Source organism: Streptomyces sp. NBC_00576 (assembly GCF_036345175.1).
Lineage (GTDB): Bacteria > Actinomycetota > Actinomycetes > Streptomycetales > Streptomycetaceae > Streptomyces.
The window spans coordinates 5,680,175-5,702,000 of sequence record NZ_CP107780.1; the positions used below are offsets into that span (position 1 = coordinate 5,680,175).

Below are 21,826 nucleotides of genomic sequence, written 5' to 3' on the forward strand. Positions count from 1 at the left end.
AGAGATATCACTCCATGCTCAAAAGTGTATTAGACGTATCGGTGCTGGTCACTTAGCGTTCGGCGCATGACAGAGCGACGTTCCATCCTCAGCGGCTCGACGTTCGAGGAGCAGATCGGCTACGCCCGCGCCGTGGTCGACGGTGACTGGGTTCATGTGTCCGGGACGACCGGGTTCGACTACACCACCATGACGATCTCGGACAACGTGGTGGAGCAGGCCGAGCAGTGCCTGCGCAACATCGAGGCCGCCTTGACCGAAGCGGAGTGCACCTTCGCTGACGTGGTGCGGGTGCGCTATCTGCTGCCCGACCGGGCCGACTTCGAGCCCTGCTGGCCGGTGCTGCGTCGCGCCTTCGGAGAGGTCCGGCCGGCCGCCATCATGCTCATGTGCGGCCTCGCCGATCCCCGCATGAAGATCGAGATCGAGGTGTACGCCCGGCGGATCACCGCGTAACCGCGTAGTCCGGTCTGGGTGAACGGGGGGCACCGCCCACAACCTAACGAAGCACTACTAGGCGACGACCGGGGGCGCATCGGCCGTGCCTCGCCCGCTAGTTGGGCAGTTCCGCCAGCTTCTTCGCGAAGGTGGACACCTTGGTGTAGACGCCGGGGCCGTCCGCCCGAGCGCATCCGTCGCCCCAGGAGACGACGCCCGCCAGGCGCTCTTCCTTCCCGTCCGAGATGAGCAGCGGTCCGCCCCCGTCGTGACTGCACGCGTCGACGCCGCCGTCCGGCTTTCCGGCACAGACCATCTTGCCGGACTTGTAGTCGTCCTTGTAGACGCTCTGGCAGCCGGAGTTGGGCAGGATCTCGATGTTCCCTTCCCTCAACTCGCCCGTTGTTTCCTCCTGCTCTTCGGACGTGGTGCCCCAGCCGATGATGCGGGCCTGGGTACCGGCCTTGTACTTGAAGCCGGACGGGATCCAGTCGACCGTCTTGTAGTCGCTGGGCAGGGGCTTGGAGAGGTGGAGAACGGCGATGTCGTTGGTGGGCACGTTGGTGAACTGGCCCTTGTTGTCGCTCCAGCCGGCGTCGCTGTACTTCGCGGGGATCCACACGCCGTCGGGCGTCCGCTTTACGCCCTGCTTCTCGTCAAGTGCATTGTCGCGGCCGGCGACCACCTGGATGTCCGACAATTGCTCTGCGTTTCGGAGGCACGCGGTGCTGGTGACGATCTTCGTTGATGATACGGCCGTACCGGCGCAGAGCGTGTCTCCGTACTGGATCACCACCAGGAACGAGTTCTTCTTGACCTCGGTGGGCTGGCCACCGACGATGGCCTGCGAAGACGTTGCGGCGACGACCGCGGCGATCGCGACTCCGGTCGCCGCAACACCGATTATCGTCGCCTTCTTCTTACCGGACGCCCTGCGCTTGTGCTTGAACACGGAAGGAACTCCTCGGGGAGTTGTGGGGGGTGGTGGGGGGTTGTGGATTTTTGGATCCACGGAAGTTCAGGGAACCTCAAAGGGGAGAAAACTTGGCCGACATGACAGACCGTCGGCTGCGCCATAAAGCTAGCACCTTTCAACATCGCCTCGCATTACGCTAATTCAGCGGCGAGATAAAGGTGAATCCTTTTTCAGGAGCATGAAAAGGCGCCCCGGCGCCGATGGTCGGCGGCGGGGGGTGCGGGAGTGACCGCGGTGCGGCGTACGCCCGGAACGGTTGTCCCGGGCGGGGCAGTGCCCGTCTGGGCTACGGGGTCGGCGTCAGCATCGTGCGGCCCTGCGGTCGTGGACCCGTCGCCGTACGCCACGGCTCCCAGGTATCGCTCACAGGACGTACCGGAGACCAGGTCGTAACCGCCCGGCCGTCCACGGGTGTCCGGCACGATGGCCGCGAGCATCGATGACGACGGCGTCGGGACGCGGCTTCGGCAGCGGCGCGGACATCGGGTGGTGCGGGTCGAAGCCGCTGTCGGGCAGCGGGGCGTTCGGGGATGCCTTGGCCGTGGCGGTCGGAGCCAAAACGCGGGTGAGAGGAAGGGCCCGGAGGAGTCCGAGGCTCCGGGCGCTTCTTCGATGCTGGATCAACAAGGCCTCTGTGATGGTCGATGGTGCCAGGCCGTCCCCCTGTAGCTCATCTCACCCGATACCGTTCGGTAAGAGAATCTTGAAGCCTTGAGTTCCATCCGGTTTCACGGAATTTCTACACTGGGCACACCGGGCCTGAGCGGTGTGCGCTTTCGGCGGCGACCGCCGGGTCGACCGCTGAAATCCCTTCACTGTTCGAACACTTGGCGGTGCCGCCTCCCCGTCGCAGGAACGCGGCAGCGCTGTCGGCGCCGGCGTGGATGGACGGCCGGGGCCAGCGACGGGGAGGCGGCCCGGCGGTTCAGTAACGGGTGTCCCGGCAGAGGTGCACATGGCTGGGGCCGGGGCGATCAAGCACCGCCCCCCTTACGTCCCCGTCCGGACCGACTCGTCGCTACCCGTCCGCCCGACGGTCCCGGTCCCGGTCCCGGCCACCGTCTCGGCCGACAGCGTCGGCTGGCGCGCCCCCGGGATCGTCACCTCCGACGGATAGAACTGCCCGTACCACCGCCGCAGCGCCCTGATCCCCTTCTCGTGCGGAAGCAGCACCGGGCGCGCCTGGTGGATCTTGTGGTCCCAGATCTCGACCTCCTCCCGTACCTCGCCCAGGGCCTCCGCGCGGAAGACGAGCTTGAGTGCGGGCGTCAGGAACCGGAGCGGGAGCCGGGCCGGTTTGCGCAGGTAGTACAGCATCCGGAGTTCGCTCGTGCGGTCGTCGACCGGGGTGGTGAGGGCGACCGCTGTCACCGACAGGACGGGGCCGTGGACGCGGACCACCATGATGCCCGGGCCGTACATGAACGCGTCGAAGGTGTTGTTGATGTCCCAGCGCAGAACGCGTCGGGCGATCCGGCCGCGGGCCTCGGCGTACGGGCCGTCCTGGCTCCAGTCCTGGACGGGGGGTTCGCTCTGTCCGTGGATGAAGTGGAAGTGGGACTCGTCGACGATGTTCTCGCGCATCTCCTGGACGTGGATGCGCGCCCGGCAGGTGTCGTCGATCGGGGCGGCGTAGTCCTTGGACTCCGTCTCGGGGATTTCCGGTACCTCCCACGTAGGCTCGCCCGGCCCGGCGTAGACGAGGACGAGTCCGCTGTGTTCGCGGACGGGGAAGCCGCCGAGGGACACCTTGGGGGTGCGGGTGGCGAACGGTGCCTCGACGCACTTGCCGTCCGCGCCGAACCGCCAGCCGTGGAACGGGCACACCACGGTGCCGTCCACGACCTTGCCGCCGGCGCCCAGGTGCGCGCCGTAGTGCGGGCAGTGCGCGTCCCGGACGGTCGCCTGCCCGTCGGTGCCTCGGAAGGCGATGAGCGCCCGTCCGAAGTAGTGGAGGCTGACGACCTTGCCAGGCCGCAGTTCGGTGCTGCGGAGTACTGCGTACCAGCCGTACGGAACGAATGGCATCGGGTACTCGTCGGCCCGGGGGTCGCGGGGGAGGGACGCGACCGTGTCATGACTCCGCCATAAACGCATGCGCCGATGCTAGGTCGTTGAAAGAGCGTTCGACAGGTGGCCGCCTGGACCTGGGGGAATGATGATGACCTTGCCTCGGGTCCAGCCGGCCTCGCTGAGGCGGTGGACGTCCGGAAGGGCGGCCAGTGGGTGTGATTCGCTGATGTCGATGGTGACCGCGCCCGCGTCGACGAGTTCCACAAGTGCCGCCAGATGCGCCACATCGTTGCGGGCGACCATGTGCATCGCCGTCACCCCTGCGTCGGCAGGTGGCTCGATCGGGGTGGCGATCGAGACGATCCGCCCGCCCGGTCGCACCAGAGGCGCCAGAGCTGCGGCGTCCGGCGGGTTCAGCGGTACCAGATTGAGCAGAACGTCCACCGGGCCGTCGAGCGCGGCGTGCACCGGCATCGAGGTGTAGTCGACCACTTGGTCCGCCCCTTGGCGCCGTACGGCTTCGGCGCTTCGAACACCGGCTGTGGCGATCACCTCGGCTCCGGCGTACTTGGCGATCTGTGTCACGAAGCCGCCGACGCCTCCGCCCGCACCGTTGATCAGTACCCGCTGACCGGCGGCCACCTTTCCGTGGTCGAACACCGCCTGCCACGCGGTCAGACCGGCCAGCGGCAGGGCCGCGGCATTCACGAGAGGGACGGAGACCGGCGCCGCGACCAGCATGGCAACAGGCGCCCGTACGTACTCGGCAGCGGCACCCGCGCTGTCCAGTCGCCCGATGACCCTGTCGCCGACGGTGAACCCCTGTGCCCCCGTGCCGATCTCGGCGACTGTGCCGGCGACATCCCACCCGAGTGTGTAGGGCAGGTCCAACGGGAGGAACGCCTGCAGCAGTCCGGCACGCAACGCCGCCTCGGTGGGATTGAACGAAGTCGCGGCCACCCGAACAAGGACTTCGCCGAAGGCGGGTCGAGGGCGCGGGACGTCGTCGTAGCGGATCTCGGACGCGTCGCCGTACTCGTGGACACGTGCGGCCTTCATCGTCTTCATGCCGCGAACCTACGACCGCACGCGAAGACGATCCATACGTCACAGTGACCCGTTCATGCGCGTACGTCTCGCGAACGTACTCTCACCGCATGGATGTACTGAGTGACGTGATCGCGGTGACGCGGACTGGCCGACCCCGGTCGGCGCACGTGCGGTGGCATGCCCCTTGGGGACAGGAGTTCGCCTCCGTGCCAGGGTCGGCGGGCTTCCAGGTGATCCTGCAGGGTTCCTGCTGGCTACTGCCTCCGGGCGCGGAACCCGTCCGGCTGGGCGCGGGCGACGTGGTGTTCCTGCCTCATGGCACGGGGCTCGCTCTGGCAGACAGCCCGAAAACGGTGACGGCACCCGCCTGCGGCCCGGACGATCCCCGGCTGTCCCGGTCGTACGTGTCGGACAGCGTCGACCGGAGCGGAGACGGCGGTCCGGTCACCGTGGTGCTCTGCGGCGCGTACCAACTCGAACTGTCCCGCACTCACCCGCTATTGCTGACCTTGCCGGACCTGATCCACTTGCCGGTCCACGGGAGTCACCGCCCTGAGCTGCGCTCAGCTGTGGAGCTGTTGGCCGCCGAGGTGGAGAACCCGCGCCTGGGCACGGACGCGGCTGTCCCCGCTCTCCTGGACACGCTGCTGTTGTACATCCTGCGCGCGTGGTTCAACGAACAGCCCGGCCCGGGCAACGTCACCGGTTGGGCCGCGGCACTCAACGACCCGCCGGTCACCGCCGCCCTTCACGCCATCCATCGGGATCCAGCAGCACCATGGACAGTGGCCGGACTTGCTGCGGAAGCAGGTCTTTCTCGGGCACCGTTCGCCAGGCGCTTCGCCATGCTGGTCGGCCAACCACCCCTCGGCTACCTGACCTGGTGGCGGATGGCCACGGCAGCGCGCCTGCTGCGGATGTCCGACGCGCCGTTGAGATCCATCGCCGCCCAGGTCGGATACACCTCCGAGTTCGCCTTCGTCCACGCCTTCAAGCGCACCCACGGGGCAGCACCAGGCGCGTATCGGCGGAGTGGCTGAAAGGGCTGAAGGGCTTGGGAAGCGTGCCGCAGATGAACGTGGCCTCCTCCATCACCTCCTCCATCGTCGCCCTGGCCGGCCAGTCACCAGCACGGTCGCCGAGGGGCAGCCTGTGTCAGGCGGAGCTGTAGAGGGCCGCGAGGTCGATCAGCTGGACGTCGGGATTCGCCTCCGACGACGCCTGGGCCTTGTTGTTGAAGTCCGCTCCGCTGAAGCAGATGAGCCGGGTGCCGCTCGTGTCGTAGCGGTTGGCCCGGGTGATGAGGTCGCGGATGTGGCGGAGACGGTCGATGTGGGCCACGCCCATGGTGTCGTTCCATTTTGCCTCGCCGATCGCCAGGAGCGGTGGCTTGGCGTGACCGTCGGCGATGCCGATGACCGCCACGTCGACCTCGTGGCTGGTGCGGGTTTTCGGGTCGTTCACTATGCCGTGACCGACGCGGGCGGGCAGGCCGCCCAGCAGTTCGGGGTCGGCATGGTGCAGAGCCCACTCGCGGCAGACCTGCTCGAAGTGGGGGCCGAGTACGTTGCTGACGAAGCGTCGGCGGCTGGCTGCCCAGACGCGGGCCGCGCTGCCGGGGCGTTCGAGCTGGTCCCAGACCGGGCGCATGATCGCGTGGTGGAAGGCGATCAGCGGTTCCGCGATGCGGTAGGTGGGCCGGTTCTCGCGGAAGGCGTCGGCGTCCCGGTGCAGCAGTCCGGCGTCTTCCAGGACGTTGATGGGGTGCGCGATGTCGACGGCCTTACGTTCCAGGTAGCCGGCCATGCCACCGCGGGTGGCGTTGCCGTCGGCGACGGCGGCCAGGACGGACAGGTACAGGGCGGTGTCGCGGAGGTCGGGTTCCTCGGAGAGCAGGTAGCGGGCCTCGCGGAAGAGGGGGGTTTCGGGGTTGAGGACGGTACGGACCACCCAGTCGTCGAAGTCGTCCGGTCCCTCGGGGGTGTCGCCGCGCGCGAACTCGCGCCGGTAGGCCGGGGTGCCGCCGACGATCGCGTTCACCTTCATTGCCAGGTGAGGATCGGTGATGCCCCAGAATTCCGCGGCGAGGCGGTGGTCGAGGGGGCGGACGATCAGTTCCAGGCCGGCGCGCCCACGCAGGGGTGCGTTGCCCGACAGCAGCCGACCCATGAAGGACAGCGCCGAACCGCACAGGAGGAGCCGGGTACGGGAGGCGGTGCGCTGGTCACGCAGGGTCCGCAGCGCCTCCTGGATGATCGACGGCAGTTCGGGGTTGGCCTTCGCGAGGTAGGGAAACTCGTCGATCACCACGGGGACGGGCCGCTCGGAGCCGAGCGCAAGCAGCGCGTCGACGGCCTCCGACCAGTCGGCGAAGTGGAAAGGGCTGGCCGGGCGCACGTGGGCGGTCAACGCGGTGCCGATCCGGCGCAGCGACTCGGCGTCGGTGGCTTCGGTGGCACCGAAGTAGAACCCTCCGGTGGCCCGGCAGGCGGCGTCCAGAAGGAAGGTCTTGCCTTGGCGGCGCCGTCCGGAGACCACGCCAAGGGTCGCGCCGGGCTGGGGGTCGGCGATGAACCGACTCAGCGCCGACCACTCGTAGTCCCGGTCGAACATCTCGGGGGGCTTGTCCACTGGCTTCCCAGAATGTAGAAGTACGTTTTCATAAAGTGTACTTCTATATTCTGCGAGGCGCTGAGCGCTGCTTGCGAGGAGGAGCAGTGAACCACTCCGAGTGGAAGACCCGCCGGACGCGGAAGCTCCTGGGGGAGCAGGTTGCGGAGAGTTCTGCGTACGTGGAGGCCGGCTACGCGTTCGCTCTCGCCCAAGCCGTCCATGACCGCCGTACGGCGCTGGGTCATCGAGGGCGGAGACTCCTTGCCCACCTTGCCGTTGCTCGCCCGCCTGGCGAAGGCCATGGACGCGTCGCTGACCATCGACCTCGACGGTGACCACTCGGCCTTCGTCTTCACCGCCCATGACAGCGGTCAGCCGGATGGGGTCAGCCGGTCCAGACGCTCCGTCAACTCCCGTACTGATAAGCTGAGTTGGCTCACCGACATGCGCCACCCGCACTGAAGCATCAGGCCCCCTGACGGGAGACAGCTGCACGTGGACACCACCGGACCACGCACCGCCGAAAGCCTTGCCGCACGCTTCCACGACGTCGACTCGTCCGGCGTCCCCGACGACTTCATCGCCTATCTGCGGAAGATGGAGGAGAGCGAGAGCGGCCGCGCCGTGCGGGAGGTCACCTACCGCGCCGTGGAGGCCGCCGAGGGCAAGGGAGCGGACATCGGGTGCGGCGCCGGCCGCGCCGTCGCGGATCTCGTACGGCTCGGAAAGGACGCCGTGGGGGTCGACAGCAGCCAGGCCATGGTCGACGCGGCCATGGCCAGATTCCCGCACTGTCGCGTCGTCAGGGGCAGTGCCTTCGAGCTGCCGTTCGAGGACGGTGAACTGTCGTGGTACCGGTCCGAGCGGACCTTCCTCCACTTCGGTGCTCCCGCCGAGGCGCTGTCCGAGGCCCGCAGGGTGCTGAGGCCGGGCGGGACGATCGTTCTCGCGGACCCCGATCTCGGGTCGATGGCGGTGAGTTCGCGGTTCTCGGAGACGACCGCCGCGGTCAAGGACGCGTTCTGCTCGGCCGTCCCGAATCCCCACGCCGGCACCCACAGCGCCTACCACCTCGCCGACGCGGGCTTCACCGACATCGAGGTCGTCCCCGTCATGGCGGCCCTGACCGACCACGCGTCCGCGTTCGACGTGGTACTGGAGCCGGCCCTGACGGCGGCTCTCGCCAAAGGCGCCGTCAGCGAGGAGGCGGCGGCGCGGTGGAAGGACGACCTGAGCGATCTCTCTCGCCGGAACGCCTTCACCGCGACGGCGACCTTCTTCGTCACCACGGCCCGCCTGGCTTCCTAGGGTCTGGTACAAGGTCTGGTACACGCGGTGGACAGGGAGTCGGAGCTGCTCACCAAGGAGTCGGGTCGCCCGGGGATGATTCTGATAATTCTCCCGGGCGACCCGAACCTCTCAGTCGGCTGAGCCGAGCTGAAGCCGTTCCCGGAGCAAATTCTTCTGCACCTTGCCGATCACGTTGCGCGACAGTTCGGGCAGGATTTCCAGGCGGGACGGCTGGCACCATTCGCTCATGCCGAGCCCGCCGAGCCAGTCGCGCAGGCCCTCGAGGGTGGGCGTCCGCTCCCCCGGGACGACGACCGCGCAGGCGAGCTCGCCGCCGTGGCTGCCCGGGTAGCCGACCAGGGCGACATCCCGTACGTCGGGGTGGTCCAGCAGTGCCGACTCGACGTCACTGACCGGGATCATGATGTCGCCGATCCGGTCTTCGGCACGGCCGTGCAGCCGGATGCCGCCGTGGCCGTCCGGTGCTGCGAGGTCACCGGTGTCGTACCAGCCGTCGTTGTGCTCGGCGAGCACGGTCAATCGACCGTCGTCCCGCCCCCAGGTGGCCAGGCACAGTGAAGGGCCGCGGGCGAAGAGACGCCCGGGCCTGTCGTCGCTGATCGGGTGGTCGGCCCGCAGGTCGATCTCCTGGCCCGGGGCGCAGCGCCCGATGGTGCGGCCGGCCAGGTCCGCGTGTTCTCCGGAGCGGGTGAAGATGTTGGCGCCCTCAGTCATCCCCCAGCCCACATCCAGCGGGATTCCGAAGGTCTCGGTCACCCGCCTGAACAGCGGCTGCGGGACGATGGTGCCTCCTGCGCGGATGACCCGCACGGTGGGCAGTCGCAGTGATGTGCGTTCCATCGCGTCGATCAGGGTGGAGAGGAAGAACGGGACGATGACTATCCAGCTGACGTGGGCCTGGGCCAGGAAGGGGATGACGGCCTCCGGCTCCCAGAGGTCCGTCATGACCGCGCAGGCCCCGCGGTGCAGCGGCATGAGGAGCCCCATGGTGAGGCCGACGATGTGCGTCGCCGCGTTCGGTGAGTAGACGCGGCTGTCGGGGCCGATGCCGTCGGCGGCTGCGAGGGGGGCGTACCAGGCGTACGAGGTGTTGAGGGTGTGCAGCACGGCCTTCGGCTCGCCGGAGGTACCGGAGGTGAACAGCACCAAGGAGACCCGGTCCGGGTCCACGACGGACAGATCCGGCAGGGTGCCGTGCTCTGTGTGCTCGAAGTACTCGCGGAAGTCGAGTTCCCCGTCGTCCCCGTCGTCCCCGTCGTGCCCGTGCCCGTCTGTGGGCCGCTCGCCGAGCACCACACGGTGGCGTAGTGCGGGCAGCCGGGGTGCCATCTCGGCCAGCGCCGCGGCGTGCCCGAAGTTGTCCCACCGATCGATGGTCACGCAGACGACGGCATCCAGCCGGCGGAGCATCCGCTCCAGCTCACGGGGGCGGAACGCGCACATGATCGGCGCGGCGACGGCCCCGAGCCGGGCACAGGCCAGTACCAGCGGTCCGACCTGCCAGCGGTTCGGCAACTGCATCGCGACGACCTGACCGCTGCGCACCCCCAGCGCGTGCAACGCGCCGGCGAAGCGGTCCACATACTCGGCGTACTGCGCGTAGCTCAGCTGTAGGAGGCCCCGGCCGGCCTCCGACGCGAGAAGGGCGGGGGCGTCGGGAGTCTCGGCACGCCACCGCGCCAGGTCGTCCAGGATGCTGTCGGCGCGCCAGACGCCCTCCTTGTAGTACTGCTCCACGGTGGTGGCGGATGGGCGCAACGTGGTGATCGGGTTCACAATTTTCACTTCCCATAGGATAAAATTGTGCACTTTTATTTTGTTTTATTCCGTCGAGACGGCCCTTAGTGCCCCAGTCCGGCGCCTCCGTCGACCGGGATCACGGCGCCGCGTACACAACCGGCACCGGCCAGGAACGCCACCGCGTCGGCGATCTCGTCGGGGTGGGCCGGCCGTCCGGCCGGGGTCTGCCGCAGCAGCTCCTGGCGCTGGTCCTCGGTGAGCGCAAGGGTCATGTCCGTCTCGGTCAGGCCGGGAGCCACCACATTGCAGGTGATGTCCCGGGGGCCGAGTTCGTGGGTCAGTGACCGTGCGAAGCCGACCAGACCCGCCTTCGCCGCCGCGTAGTTGGTCTGCCCGGCGGCGCCGTGCAGTGCCGATGTGGAGGAGATCAGCACGATACGGCCGTGGCGTGCCCGGAGCATTCCGCGCACCGCGCGCTGGGCGACGCGGAAGGCCCCGGTGAGGTTGGTGTCGATGACGGAGGTGAAGTCCGCCTCGCTCATCCGTACCAGCAGCCGGTCCTGGGTGGTGCCCGCGTTGGCGACCAGGACGGTGACCGGACCGTGGGCCGACTCGGCCTCCTTGAAGGCCAGGTCCACCTGCTGACTGTCCGTCACATCACACCGTACGGAGAGAAAGCCCTCGTCGCTGGGTGGTGCCTCACTGCGGTAGGTCGCCGTGACCAGGTCCCCGGCCGCCACGAAGCGGCGGGCTATGGCCAGCCCGATCCCCCTGTTTCCCCCGGTCACCAGGACCGAGCGGGGCGTTGCCTGAGTCATCGTGCCCTTCCTTCCTTTCCTTTCCTGTCGTGCCTTGTCATGCCTTGTCGTGTCTTGTGGACGCGCAGCGCCCGGTCGACCAGCGCGTCGGCCGCGCCCGTGTAGCGGGCCGGGTCGAGTAGTTCCGACAGCTCGGCGGGGGTGAAACGGGTCGACAGTTCGGGGTGACCGGACAGCACCTCGCCGATCGTCCGCCCCGTGTCGGCAGCCTCGGCCGAGGCTGCCGACAGCAGTTTCTTCGCGTGTGCCTTGCCGAGTACCGGGGCGAGTACGACCGCCAGGCGCTCGGTGACGATGGCTCCACCGGTCAGTTCGAGGTTGGCCAGCATGCGTTCCGGGTGGACGATCAGGCCCTCCGCCAGCTCCACCGCCGTGTGCGCCGCGCCGCCCGTCAGCCGCAGTGCCTCCCGCAACGGCTGCCACTCGGCGTGCCAGGCCCCGGCGGGGCGTTCGTCCTCGGCCAGCAGGCACTGGGCCAACACCAGTGCGTACGCGGGGACTTGGCGGGCGGCCGACACGATGAGGGTGGCGAGGGCCGGGTTGCGTTTCTGCGGCATCGCCGACGAGGCGCCGCGTCCCGCCGCCGCCGGCTCGCTCAGCTCGCCGATCTCCGTACGGGACAGCGTCTGCACGTCCAGCGCGAACTTGCCGAGCGCCCCGGTGACCAGCTGAAGTACCGCGCCGAGTTCGGCGATCGGCGTGCGTACGGTGTGCCACGGCAGCGTCGGCTCCGCCAGCCCGAGGGCCTTCGCGAAGGGGGCCAGCAACTCGATTCCGCCCTCGCCGCCCTCGGGCGACCTTCCCTCCCCGCCGTCCAAGGTCGCGTACTCGCGATAGGCGGCCAACGTGCCTGCCGCGCCGCCCAGTTGGGCGGGCAGCTCACTGGCTACCGCCCGTACCCGGGTCAGGGCGTCCGTGACGAGCTGGAGCCAGGCCGCTGCCTTCAGGCCTAGGGTGGTGGGTACCGCGTGCTGGGCCAGGGTGCGGGCCGCCAGGACGGTGTGGCGGTGCGTGTCCGCGAGTACCGCCAGGGCGGTGGCGATGCGTTCCAGGTCGGTGGCGATCAGGGTGAGTACGCGGCGGGCGATCAGCATGGCCGCCGAGTCCAGGATGTCCTGGCTGGTCGAACCCCGGTGTACGTACTCGGCGGCGGCCGGGTCCTTCGCGGCGACCACCTCGGTGAAGGCGGCGACCAGGGCGACCACCGGGTTGGCGGCGCCTCGGGCCGCGTGCGCCAGGGCGACCAGGTCCAGGCGGTCCGCGTGGGCCTGGGAGGCGATCGACGCGAGCGCTGCGGCGGGTGTCAGGCCGACCTTGAACTGGGCCTGGGCCAGAGCGACTTCCACGTCCATCATGGCCTGGAGCCATGCCTCGTCGGTCACTTCGGCCGCTGCCTGCGTGCCCGCCCACGTGGGTGCGAGCAGGCCCGCGTCGGTGCCGACGGACGCAGGGGCGTTCCTCCCGTTCATGCTCATCGACTCCCTGCGCCGGATATCTGAGTAGCCGTCAACACGGCTGTCTGTAGGGGCAGTACGTGCTTCTCCAGGCCCACTCCCTGCCCCACTCCCAGCCCCAGTACCGCCCGCGCTATCGCGTCCGAGTCCTCCAGCGTCACCGAGCCCACGCCCGGTCTGATGCCTACCGCCGTCACCCAGCGCACCCCCTCCGTCGGCACCCCGAACGCGAACCGGCGCGGATGCGGTCGCCCCGACGCGTCCAGCAGCCGGGGCGCACCGTCGCTCACCGCCATCCCGCCCGTCTCGTGCGTCTCCGGGCCGCCCGGCCGATACGGGACGCACCCGCCCTCCGCCAGCAGCCCCCGCAGCAGCGGATCGGCGCTGCGCCGCAGGTCGATGTCGGGCAGCCGCGCCTCGACGAGCGCCCTCACCAGCACCGGCGCCTGGGACACCCCCTCCGCGTCCACGAGAAAACCGGGCCCACGGAGACCGCCCGCACCGTCCGTCGGACACACCCGCATCCCCGGTCCGACCACATGCAGTACCTCCGCCTCGATCAGCGCGATCAGCTGCTCGATCCGGAACGCGGGCGGGCCGATCGACGTGAACGCGTTCAACGGCGTGTACCAGCCGTCCAGTTCGGCCCGGTACGACTCACCGGACACCCCTCCGTGATCGACCACCAGCCGGACCTCGTTGCGCAGGTCCCGCAACGCGTCCAGCGCTGCCTTCAGCGGCCCGTTCACATTGCCGAGGCGGGCGGCGGCGACATCACGCCGCAGGTAGGCGAGCAGCCAGTGCCGGAAGTCGGCGCGATCCGTGAAATGCCGGTCTCCGTAAGGGCGTTCAACGCGCCGCCAGTCCCATCGCTCGTCCGGCGGTATGTCGTACCGGTCGAGGAGGACCGACTCGGCCTCGCGGCCCGCGAAGCAGGACCGTACGAACTCCGCTGCCGCCAAGGGGCCTTGGGCGGCCCGGAGCCACGCCTCGTAGTAGACGGTCCGGACCTCGCGGTCGATCAGCGGCCAGATGTCGGAACGGAAGCCGACCGGACGCCGCCGCAGTCCCGCGATGACCTCCGGGGTCAGAAAGCGTGGGTGGTGGCGACCCAGCGCGCCCTTCTCGTTCTCGCCGCGTGCGTGGTAAGGCACTCCGCGCCGCGAACCGGCGTACAGCACCGGCTCGTTGCCGCTCGGGATGTACACGAGGCCGGCACCCTGGCCGTCCTGATCGCCCTGCTTGAACGTGCCGCCGCGGCCCTCGGTCAGCATCGCCAGCTGGTCGAAGAAGTTCAGCCCGAGTCCGCGCAGGGCGACCGGGGTGCCGGGGCGGATTCCGCTCAGGTCTGCGTCGGCCGGGTTGGCGGGGCCCACGTAGGACACACCGGCGCCGACGTCTGTGGTGTGGCGAGCGGCGAAGGAGCGCAGGTCTCGTTCCTCCGGGCTCGGGGTCAACCGGCCGTGTCCCAGGGCCAGTACGACCGCGTCCAGGCCGATGAGCCGGTCGCCGTCCGCCAGGGTGACGGTCTGGCGGGCGTCCGGGGACCGGTCGTCCTCCGCCAGCGCGATCGCCGTCGTCCCGTGTGTGTGGACCGTGATCTCGGGCGGTGCGGTGCGCAACAGGTGCCGGAAGACCCACTGCAGGTAGTGGCCGTGGAAGGCGCGGGTCGGGTAGGTGTCCGGGCCGAGGCGGCGGGCCTCCGCCAGGACCCGGGGCGGGTACGCCCCGGGTTCCAGGGTGCGCGCCCACTCGTACAGGCTCGGGCCCGGTATCGACGGGCCCGCGCACGGCACGCTGTCGTCGGTGAACACGGTCACCTGGGAGGCGACCGTGTTCATCAGCAGCTCGGGTGACTGGTCGGTGCGCCACACCGCGCCCGGGCCCGGCGGGTACGGGTCGACGAGATGGACCACGACCGGGCGGCCGGCCTCGCCCGCGTTGGCGCAGAGCCGCTCCAGGACCGACAGCCCGCGCGGACCGGCGCCGACCACGCACACGACGACGGCATCGCGAGTGTCACCCGAATGGCTTGGTTCGGGTTCGGGTTCGGGTTCAGATTCGGGTCCGGGTCCGGGTTCGGGTCCGGTCATTCCTGGCCCAGCCCGTCGCGCCAGCTCGGCCGCAGCGGCTTCCAGCCAAGTTGCGTACGCGCCCGGGCGTTCGACGCGCCGGCCGCCGCGGTGAGCTGGTGGGCCATGTACCAGCCGAGCAGCCGGGGTGCCATCTCCGCAGGGATCGCGGGCGGCGGCGGAGCGTCCAGCGCCCGGGCGTAGTGGGGCAACCACTGGGCGGCGGGGGCCGGTTCGTCGTCCGTGATGTGGAAGGCGCCGGTGGCCTCCGACTCCACGGCCGCCACCGCCGCCCCCACGGCGTCCTCCACATGCAGGAACGAGGTGACCCCCGCCCCTCCTTCGGGCAGCGGGAACTTCCCCGCCAGTACGAATTGCGCGGTCCCGCCGCCGCTACGCGCGTACGCGGTGCCGGGGCCGTACAGCGACCCGTACCGCAGCACCACGCCGCTCAACTCCGGGGAAGCGCCCAGCACTTGTGCCTCCAGCTCGGCGACCGCCCGTACGGTGGCCGCCCAGCCGGGGTCCGGGGCGTCCACGTACAGCGGTACGTCCTCGTCGACGAGCGTGTCCGCGGTCGGCGCGGAGGCGAAGGCGATGGACTGCGCGACCAGCCGCCGGGCACCGGCCGCGCGGGCCGCCGCGACCAGGTTGGCGGTGCCCTCGGTGCGCAGTCGCGCGGTCTGGGCGAAGGCACCCGCGGGGTCGTCGCCCATCAGCCGCAGCGCCGTCAACTGATGGACGACCACCTCAGGACGTGCGTCCGACACAGCGGCCAGCAGCGCTTCCCGGTCGAGGACGTCGGCGACCAGGACCGCGTCCGCTTCCGGAGCGCGGGCCCGGGACTCCTCCCGTACCAGCGCGCTCACTTGGTGGCCCCGCGCCCGCAGCGCGCCCACCAGGGGATGGCCGACCACTCCGGTGGATCCCGCGACAACTATCCGCATGGCGTTCAGTCCTTCGTATCGTCGTGAGCATGAGTAAGAGGTGTGCGTACGCGCATCAGCAGGCGGCATGCCTTGTCACCGTCGCGCAGGCACGCCTCGGCGCGGTTCTCCGTGAGGGTGACGCCGAGACCTTCGGACCAGCCCGCGTGGATGTCGGTGCACGGGCACCGGTAACCGTCCAGTGAACCGGCCATCCGCACCATGGTGACGGCGAAGCTCCGGCGGAGCGTGAGGACGATCAGACCTTCGTCATCGGTCGCGTCCTCGACCTCGGTGGAGGCGTTGCGCAGTTCCGGCGGGAACATCCGGTCGCCGCAGTCGTCGTACCGGCGGCGCAGTTCCTCCAGGTCCTTGTGGGTGTCGCCGGTGGAGGGGAGCGGGCCGGAGAGGCGGCCGACGCGCTGTCCGACGTGCGTCGCGACCTTGCGCAGCGCCTCGGCGTTGAGCTCGTTCGCGGCTTCCTGCCCGAACCGGCTCGCCACTCCCTGGTACCAGTTCGCGTCGTGCTGCCACCACAACCGGTACGCCTCGCTCGCCCGGGCGCGGTAGTTGACGTCCCCGGCATCCGTACCCGTGCTCATGCCTGCTCCTTTGCCGACGAAGCGGCGAAGCGGTCGCGCATCACTCGTTTGAGGACCTTGCCGGTGGCGCCCTTGGCGACGTCGTCGGGCTTCATGCGCAGGGCACGGGTGACCGGGGGGAACGCGGATGCCTTGAGGGCCGTATTGACCAACGCGGTCAACTCCTCGTCGCTGCCACCTACTTCGTCCGCGAGCTGCAGCAGCGCGTACGCCTCCGCCACTCCGTCGCCGTCCCAGTCCGCCCGTACGCCGTCGTCGGCTACTCCGACGACCGTGCAGTCGGTCAGTTCGGGCAGTTCGCGGAGCAGGAGTTCCTCGGTGCGGGTGCTGAAGACGACGCCGGCGCTGGTGCGGATGGCGTCCGGGGCGCGGTCGAGGTGGTAGAAGTTGCCGTCCTCGTCCTGGTGGGCGAGGTCGCCGGTGAGCCAGTAGCCGCCGAGGCGCATCCGGTTCCAGGTCAGCGAGTCGTTCCAGTAACCGGGCGTGAGGGTGGGGGACTTGAGGCCCAGGCGGCCGATCTCGCCGGGCGGCAGCGGGGTGCCGTCCTCGGCGAGTACGGCGGCCTCGGCGAAGCTGATCGGCCTGCCGACGCAGCGCGAGTACGCCGACGTGTCCTTGGTGTGCCGGTTGTGGAAGACGGAGTATCCGGCTTCGGACGAACCGAGACCGTCGACGAAGACGGAGCCGTCGACGCGGGTGCGCCGCAGGTCCTTGCCGATCGCCTGGTGGCTGCCATGCTGCACAAGGGCCCGGATGTGTGCCTCGTGGGCCGCGTCCCCGGTGTTGAACCACACCTGCACGCTGGACAGGTCGCGGGACGTCAGATCCTCGGCGGCCATCTCGCCGAAGGTCCCGGCGAAGGCCAGCACGGTGGTGGGCCTGAACTCCTCGATGGCGTCCAGTACTTCGGTGCCGCGCTGACTGGAGAGGAGTTTTATGTCGGTGCGCAGGAGCAGGCAGTACAGCAGCGTGGCCACCATCGCGTTGTGCGCGCCCGGCAGTCCGACCAGGGTGCGTTCCATGTCGGTGCCGGTGGAGTAGCGCAGGCGGTGCAACTGCGCGTACATCAGGGTCTGGTGGGTGTGCGGAACTCCCTTGGGCATCCCGGTGGTTCCGGACGAGTGCGAGATGAGCACCGGGTCGGTGGGGTCGTGACGGTACGGGTAGGAGGGCGGGAGCGCGGCGCGGTGTTCGGGGCGGATGTCGGCGGCGGTCGCGCAGAAGGCGAGGCCCGGCGTCGAGTGCGAGGTCGGGTCCGAGGCCGCCGACGCCAGTACGTCATGGTGCTCGCCGTCCGTGAAGGCACCTACGGCGCCCTGCCGTCGTACGTACTCCCGCGCGATGTCGGGCGGGAGGTTGCCGTTGACGAACGACGGGATCGCACCGAGGGACGTCAGCGCCAGGAAGTTCACCGCGAAGTCTGCGCTGGAGTGGGAGTGGAGGGCGACGGGGTCGCGGGGGCGGACCCCCTGGGCGGCGTACCAGCCCGCGTAGGTCTCGACGGTCTCCTGCAACTCGCCGAGGGTGAGCTGGGTTGGGTAACTGCCGTCGGGGGCGCGCCAGTTGCCGTCCGTCCGCAGTACCACCTCGTCGCGTGGACGGTCGTACGCCGTCAGGCGGGCCAGGACGTTGCCGGCGCCCAGTTCGGTGTCGGAGCAGATCCGGGCCCGCTCCTGCCTACTGATGAGCATGGGGATGGGTCTCCGTCTCGGTACTTGGTTCGGCCTCGGTACTTGGTTCGGCGTGGACGGCGGCCAGCTCGAACAGGCTCTGGATGCTGCCGAGTTGTCTCGCGGCCGCCCCTGTGGATCCTTTGGACCTGATCGACACCTGCGGCCCGGCCGCGTCGCCTGGACGGCCGAGCAGTACCGCCGCTGCCAGGCCCGCGGACGCGGGGAGGGCCGGGACCGGACGCCCGCTGGTTGCCGCCAGTTCGCGGTGTACGGCGGCAACGCGTTCGCTGCCGCCCAGCTCCACGCCCAGCACCAGGACCCGGTCGAGCTCCGGGTCCTCCAGCAACACGTCGGCCATGGACAGGAGTTCGCTCAGTGGGTCGGAGAGGGTGGAGAGGCTGAACATCTGGCCGGTGATCCCGAACTCCCGACTCAGGTGCCCCAGCACGGAGTTGGCGGTGGCCTGCATGAACAGCAGCGGGTTGTGGACCCGTCCGGACACCATGCGACGACTCGCCAGATCCGCGGTGGTGGTGTCACCCGCCAGACTGGCGAGCGCCACGGCGGTACGGGCGCCGTCACCGGGGTGCGCGGTCAGACACCTGCTGCTCACCTCGTACGCCAGCGGACTGAACGCCGACTCCACGAAGCCGGGCAGCTTCGGCAGCGCGATGTCGTCGTCCCGGCCGGTGTTGTGGGTCGCGGTGGCGGTGGCGAGGATGCCGAGAGAGGAAGGGGAGGAACGGAGCTCGGTCTCGCGGGTCGTGGTCACGGCCGCTCCAGGACGAGTGCGGTGTTGGCGCCCCCGAAGGCGGCGTTGATGGTGAGGGCGCGGTGCACGTCGGCGCGACGTGGCTCGTTCGGTACGTAGTCGAGGTCGCACTCCGGGTCGGGGGTGCCGTATCCGGCGGTCGGCGGGAGTACGCCGTCCAGCAGGGCCAGCATCGTGATCACGAACTCCACGACGCCCGCGGCTTCCAGGAGGTGCCCGGTGGTGCTCTTGGTCGAGCTGACCGGTATCGACTCGGCCCACTTCGGGAAGGCGGCGCGCAGGCCCCGCGTCTCGGCGCCGTCGTTGTACTTGGTGCCGGTGCCATGGGCGTTGATGTAGTCGAGGGATGCCCCGTCCGGGTCGCCGGCCTGCCGCAACGCCTGCTGTGCGGCGAGGGCGAGACCGGCGCCTTCCGGGTGCGGCTGGGCGATGTGGTGGGCGTCGGTGGCGGCGCCCCATCCGACAACGGACGCGAGCGGCCGGGCCCCGCGCCGGCGGGCGTGCTCGGCGGACTCCAGTACGACGGCGGCGACCCCGTCGCCCAGCAGCAGCCCGCTGCGGTCGGCACTGAACGGCCGCACCATGCCGTCCCGCGACAACGCCCGCCCGGAGTCGAACTTGCCGAAGGTCTCCTCCTCGACCAGATACCCGCCCGCACAGACGGCGACGTCGATCCGCCCGGAGGAGATCAGCCGGCAGGCATGAATGATCGCGGCAGCGGACGCCACACAGGCATTGGTGAAGGCAAGCCGGGTCCCGGCCAGCCCGAGCCCCTCGGCCAGCACCTCGGCAAGCTGAGCGGGCACGGCATCGGCGAGACCTTCCAACTCCGGTGCGGACAGCGCCCCTTTAGGGGCGCGGGGCTGTGACATTTGCGGCTCCGCCGCGTGGGCGCGATCAGCCACAGACGGCCCGCGCCCTTCAGACGGCAATCCCCCCGGAGAGGCGGCCACAGATTCCCCGGCCCCCCGCCAATACCGGGTAACGCTCCGATGATCCCCGGCAACCCCCAAAAGCACGGCCGCCTCCGCACCGGCGCCCAACCCCGCCATACCCAGCGCCTCGTCACCACACCGCCGGAGCGCGTCCCGCAACGCCCACCCCTCGACCGCGTCGACCCCGTCGACACCATCCGCACCGTCGGGCGCGGCGGCAGCCACCGCCGTCCGGTACGGCCCCGTATCGAACCGCGTCGTGGGCCGAAACGCCGGCACCCCCGCGAACACCCCGCGCCGCAGGGCTTCCGCGCCCTCGCCGAACGCGGTCCGTACGCCGTATCCGGTCACCGTCACTTCACGTGTCATCCCGGGCGCCACCCTTCTGGGCGGTACGCAGATATTCGGTGAGCCGGCGGAGCGAGGTCAGCCCGGCGATGTCCTCGTCGGTGGGCTCGACGATCAGGCCGTACCGCTCCTCCACCACATGGAGCAGCCACACCAACCCCAGGGAGTCCAGGACGAGTTCGGCGTCCTCGGCCAGGTCGTCGGGCAGGCCGGGGAAGACCTTGCGGTCCGACAGCAGCTCCCGTACGGAGTCGGTGGTGATGTCGGTGTCGGCACCCGTTCCGGTGGCGCCCGTGCTCGCACTCATGCCTTCGCACCGCGGCGGACGACCTCGGCGACGAGCCCGCCGAGGGTCAGTGTGGCCAGGGGTTCGATATCGGTGTCGGGGATCTCGACGCCGAACCGCGACTCCAGGCGCAGCGTGAGTTCGATCAGGCTCAGGGAGTCGACATCCAGCCCGCCGACGGTCACCGGGCTGTCGTCCGTGATGCCGTCGCGGCTCAGCAGGATGTTCATCTCGTCGATGACCGCGGTCAGGACGAACTCGCGGATCTCGTCTTCCAGGGTCGACGTACTCATGATCAGTATCTCCAGGGGGGGGAGTCGAGCGCCCCGAAGGGGCGCGGGGAACTGCGCGACAAGCCACAACCGGCCCGCACACGACCAACAGCCGGAAGCACCCGCCTTACCCAGCGGAGCGCAACGTCGCCACCTCCCGCACCAACTTCCCGTTGGACGTACGCGGCAGCGCATCCAGCAGTCGGATGACGCGGGGCACCTTGTAGTCGGCCAAGCGCTCCCTGCACCACCGCAACAGCTCCTCGGCGGACGGGCGTTCAACGCCGGCCCGCACCGCGACGTACCCCTCGGTCACGTCCTCGTGAACCAGGACCGCCTGTTCGACGGCCGGGTGCTCGCGAAGTACGTTCTCGACCTCGGTGAGGTCCACCTTGAGGCCGCCGATGACGACGAGGGAGTCGGTGCGCCCCTGCACCAGTACCGCGCCGGTGACGTCCAGCGCGGCCCGGTCCCGGGTGTGGAGCCAGCCGTCGGCGTACTGGGTGCCGCCCGAGTCGAAGAGGTACGGCGACTCGTCGAGGGCGACGTCCAGTTCGTCCCGCGCCACCCGGACCGAAACCCCCGGCGCCGCCCGGCCGACCGAGGGGCGCAGGGTGCCGCCGACGTCGATGGCGACGATGCCGGTCTCCGTGGTCCCGTACGCCTCCCCGACCCCGACGCCGTACTGCTGCGCGAACTGCGCCGCGACCTGCGGGGGCATGATCTCGCCGCCCGACACCGCGATCCGCAGGTCGGGCAGCGCCGGGGGATCGATGGCGGCGACGAGCAGTTCGTAGTGGGTCGGCACCCCGAACAGGGCGGTGATCCGGTGCTCCAGCGCGGTCCGCAGGATGTCGCGGGCGGAGACGCGGGGTGCGAAGACGACGGAGACACCGGCGGCGAGGGAGTACAGCAGGCCGCCGATCAGACCGAAGCTGTGGGCCGTCGAGCTGAGCAGTAGCAGCCGGTCGCCCTCGACCGGCATGCCGGGGACCCCGGCGAACCGGTCGACCTCGGCGGCGAGCGATCGGGCTGTCCTACCGATGATTTTCGGCCGTCCGGTGGAGCCCGAGCTGAACTGGACGAGGCGGTGCCCGGTGGTGGCGGGGAGGCCGGTTCTGCTCCGCTCGGTGACGACCTCGTACTCGGACCGGAAACCGAACGTGGCCCGGACGTTGGAGCCGGCGCTGACCATGAACTGCGGTCGGCAGGACACACAGAGCGCCGCCACCTCGGGCGGTTTGAGCCGGAAGTCGAAGAGCATCACCTGAGCGCCGAGCCGCCACAGGGCGAGCAGCACCTCGATCTGCGTGAAGCTGGGCGGAGTCCGCAGGCCCACGGTGGAGCCCGGCCCGATGCCGTACCCGGCGAAGACGGCGGCCTGCTTGCCCACTCGTTCGCGTAACTCGCCGCGGGTAACTGTCTCCTGTTGGTGTGTCAGATATGGCAGCCGGTCGTCGCGTGCGTCGAACAGCCCCTGGACCAGGGCGGCGAGATCCGACCCCAGGTCTTCGAGTTCGCCCATCG

At 69.8% G+C, this 21,826-nt stretch carries 20 protein-coding genes; 4 read left to right on the forward strand and 16 right to left on the reverse strand.

Features of this window, described 5'->3' with window-relative positions:
• The first annotated feature begins 66 nt into the window (after positions 1–66).
• Entirely contained in the window at positions 67–456 is a 390-nt protein-coding gene (locus tag OG734_RS24550; protein WP_330289643.1) for a RidA family protein, read from the forward strand.
• A gap of 97 nt (positions 457–553) precedes the next feature.
• On the opposite strand, the gene OG734_RS24555 is transcribed toward OG734_RS24550, so the two are convergent.
• From OG734_RS24555 to OG734_RS24565, 3 genes are all read right to left on the reverse strand, one after another.
• Positions 554–1,390, reverse strand: coding sequence for a S1 family peptidase (locus OG734_RS24555; protein WP_330289644.1), 837 nt, complete (start codon positions 1,388–1,390; stop codon positions 554–556).
• A 1,014-nt stretch (positions 1,391–2,404) separates the two neighbouring features.
• Positions 2,405–3,442 (reverse strand): Rieske 2Fe-2S domain-containing protein, encoded by a 1,038-nt coding sequence (locus OG734_RS24560; protein WP_330289645.1) that lies wholly within the window; start codon positions 3,440–3,442, stop codon positions 2,405–2,407.
• A gap of 78 nt (positions 3,443–3,520) precedes the next feature.
• A complete protein-coding gene (locus tag OG734_RS24565; protein ID WP_330289646.1) occupies positions 3,521–4,495 on the reverse strand; it encodes an NADP-dependent oxidoreductase in 975 nt (324 codons plus the stop codon).
• An 89-nt stretch (positions 4,496–4,584) separates the two neighbouring features.
• Between OG734_RS24565 and OG734_RS24570 the strand changes: the two genes are divergently transcribed.
• Entirely contained in the window at positions 4,585–5,517 is a 933-nt protein-coding gene (locus OG734_RS24570) for an AraC family transcriptional regulator (RefSeq protein WP_330289647.1), read from the forward strand.
• A 115-nt stretch (positions 5,518–5,632) separates the two neighbouring features.
• On the opposite strand, the gene OG734_RS24575 is transcribed toward OG734_RS24570, so the two are convergent.
• On the reverse strand, positions 5,633–7,108 hold the full coding sequence (locus tag OG734_RS24575; RefSeq protein ID WP_330289648.1) for an AAA family ATPase: 1,476 nt from the start codon (positions 7,106–7,108) through the stop codon (positions 5,633–5,635).
• Positions 7,109–7,309: 201 nt separating this feature from the next.
• Between OG734_RS24575 and OG734_RS24580 the strand changes: the two genes are divergently transcribed.
• Positions 7,310–7,552, forward strand: coding sequence for a hypothetical protein (locus OG734_RS24580; RefSeq protein WP_443064903.1), 243 nt, complete (start codon positions 7,310–7,312; stop codon positions 7,550–7,552).
• 33 nt (positions 7,553–7,585) lie between these two features.
• Positions 7,586–8,398 carry a methyltransferase domain-containing protein gene (locus OG734_RS24585; RefSeq protein ID WP_330289649.1) on the forward strand — a complete coding sequence of 271 codons (813 nt, stop codon included), beginning with the start codon at positions 7,586–7,588 and terminating at the stop codon, positions 8,396–8,398.
• Positions 8,399–8,509: 111 nt separating this feature from the next.
• Here the strand turns inward: OG734_RS24585 and OG734_RS24590 are convergent, their stop codons facing one another.
• The 12 genes from OG734_RS24590 to OG734_RS24645 form a co-directional block, all read right to left on the reverse strand.
• A complete protein-coding gene (locus OG734_RS24590; protein ID WP_330289650.1) occupies positions 8,510–10,186 on the reverse strand; it encodes an AMP-binding protein in 1,677 nt (558 codons plus the stop codon).
• Between the two features lie 56 nt (positions 10,187–10,242).
• Positions 10,243–10,959 carry a 3-oxoacyl-ACP reductase FabG gene (gene fabG, locus OG734_RS24595; protein ID WP_330289651.1) on the reverse strand — a complete coding sequence of 239 codons (717 nt, stop codon included), beginning with the start codon at positions 10,957–10,959 and terminating at the stop codon, positions 10,243–10,245.
• Positions 10,956–12,434, reverse strand: a complete 1,479-nt coding sequence (locus tag OG734_RS24600; protein WP_330289652.1) for a class-II fumarase/aspartase family protein — start codon at positions 12,432–12,434, stop codon at positions 10,956–10,958. Before OG734_RS24600 ends, fabG begins: the two co-directional genes overlap by 4 nt.
• Positions 12,431–14,506, reverse strand: a complete 2,076-nt coding sequence (locus OG734_RS24605; protein ID WP_443064904.1) for an FAD/NAD(P)-binding protein — start codon at positions 14,504–14,506, stop codon at positions 12,431–12,433. The genes OG734_RS24600 and OG734_RS24605 overlap by 4 nt, the downstream gene beginning before the upstream one ends.
• The gene (locus OG734_RS24610) at positions 14,503–15,432 is read right to left on the reverse strand and encodes an NAD-dependent epimerase/dehydratase family protein (protein ID WP_330289654.1); all 930 of its coding nucleotides are present in this window, start codon (positions 15,430–15,432) and stop codon (positions 14,503–14,505) included. The genes OG734_RS24605 and OG734_RS24610 overlap by 4 nt, the downstream gene beginning before the upstream one ends.
• A 5-nt stretch (positions 15,433–15,437) precedes the next feature.
• Positions 15,438–16,013 (reverse strand): hypothetical protein, encoded by a 576-nt coding sequence (locus OG734_RS24615; protein WP_330289655.1) that lies wholly within the window; start codon positions 16,011–16,013, stop codon positions 15,438–15,440.
• Positions 16,010–17,704, reverse strand: coding sequence for a class I adenylate-forming enzyme family protein (locus tag OG734_RS24620; protein WP_330289656.1), 1,695 nt, complete (start codon positions 17,702–17,704; stop codon positions 16,010–16,012). The genes OG734_RS24615 and OG734_RS24620 overlap by 4 nt, the downstream gene beginning before the upstream one ends.
• The gene (locus OG734_RS24625) at positions 17,691–18,458 is read right to left on the reverse strand and encodes a hypothetical protein (RefSeq protein ID WP_330289657.1); all 768 of its coding nucleotides are present in this window, start codon (positions 18,456–18,458) and stop codon (positions 17,691–17,693) included. The genes OG734_RS24620 and OG734_RS24625 overlap by 14 nt, the downstream gene beginning before the upstream one ends.
• Entirely contained in the window at positions 18,455–19,762 is a 1,308-nt protein-coding gene (locus OG734_RS24630) for a beta-ketoacyl-[acyl-carrier-protein] synthase family protein (RefSeq protein ID WP_330289658.1), read from the reverse strand. Before OG734_RS24630 ends, OG734_RS24625 begins: the two co-directional genes overlap by 4 nt.
• A complete protein-coding gene (locus tag OG734_RS24635; protein WP_330289659.1) occupies positions 19,752–20,048 on the reverse strand; it encodes an acyl carrier protein in 297 nt (98 codons plus the stop codon). Before OG734_RS24635 ends, OG734_RS24630 begins: the two co-directional genes overlap by 11 nt.
• Positions 20,045–20,320 (reverse strand): acyl carrier protein, encoded by a 276-nt coding sequence (locus tag OG734_RS24640; protein WP_330289660.1) that lies wholly within the window; start codon positions 20,318–20,320, stop codon positions 20,045–20,047. The genes OG734_RS24635 and OG734_RS24640 overlap by 4 nt, the downstream gene beginning before the upstream one ends.
• 106 nt (positions 20,321–20,426) lie before the next feature.
• Positions 20,427–21,824 (reverse strand): class I adenylate-forming enzyme family protein, encoded by a 1,398-nt coding sequence (locus OG734_RS24645; protein ID WP_330289661.1) that lies wholly within the window; start codon positions 21,822–21,824, stop codon positions 20,427–20,429.
• Between the last annotated feature and the right edge of the window lie 2 nt (positions 21,825–21,826).